We start from the raw sequence: 840 nt of genomic DNA on the forward strand, positions 1-840 counted from the left end.
TAAGGGCTGTCCCGTAACTGCTGGTCACTGGTGAGATGATCTTGCTGTGTCTGGTGTGATCACGGCGTCGGAGCCCTCCTGGATAGCCCCGTTCACCGGGCTGAGCCCGCGCCAGTTCGGCAGGCTGGTCACCGCGCTCCGGCGTGAGGGTGCGGACCCGGTGCGCAAGGGTCGGCCCTGGAGCCTGCCCCTGGAGGACCGCGTGCTCCTGGTCGCCGCGTACTGGCGGACGAACCTGACCCTGCGCCAACTGGCGCCGCTGTTCGGGGTGTCCAAGTCGGCCGCCGACCGCATCATCGACCACCTCGGGCCCACGCTCGCGCTCCAGCAGCGCAAGCGGTTACGCAAGGACACCGTGCTGATTGTGGACGGCACCCTCGTTCCTACCCGCGACCACACCATCGCCGAGCAGTCCAAGAACTACCGGTACTCCACCAACCACCAGGTCGTCATCGACGCAGACACCCGGCTCGTCGTCGCCGTCGGCCGGCCGCTGCCCGGCAACCGCAACGACTGCAAGGCATGGGAGCTGTCCGGCGCGAAAGACGCTGTCGGCAAGACCATGGTCATCGCCGACGGCGGCTACCGCGGCACCGGCCTGGTCATCCCGCACCGCCGCGAGAAAGGCCAGAGCGAACTCCCGGACTGGAAGGAGGAGCACAACGCCTCCCACCGCAAGGTCCGTGCCCGCGTCGAGCACGTCTTCGCCCGGATGAAGGGCTGGAAGATCCTCCGCGACTGCCGGCTGAAGGGCGACGGCGTCCACCACGCCATGCTCGGGATCGCCCGCCTGCACAACCTCGTCCTCGGCGGGTGACGCAGAAACCAGCAGGCCACCAG

At 68.5% G+C, this 840-nt stretch carries 1 protein-coding gene; it reads left to right on the forward strand.

What is annotated here, in order from left to right:
* Positions 1 to 46 precede the first annotated feature (46 nt).
* Positions 47 to 817: a transposase gene (locus tag C1J00_RS43795; RefSeq protein WP_102914267.1), complete on the forward strand. Its 771-nt coding sequence runs from the start codon at positions 47 to 49 to the stop codon at positions 815 to 817.
* Positions 818 to 840: the final 23 nt, after the last annotated feature.

The organism is Streptomyces cahuitamycinicus, assembly GCF_002891435.1.
Lineage (GTDB): Bacteria > Actinomycetota > Actinomycetes > Streptomycetales > Streptomycetaceae > Streptomyces > Streptomyces cahuitamycinicus.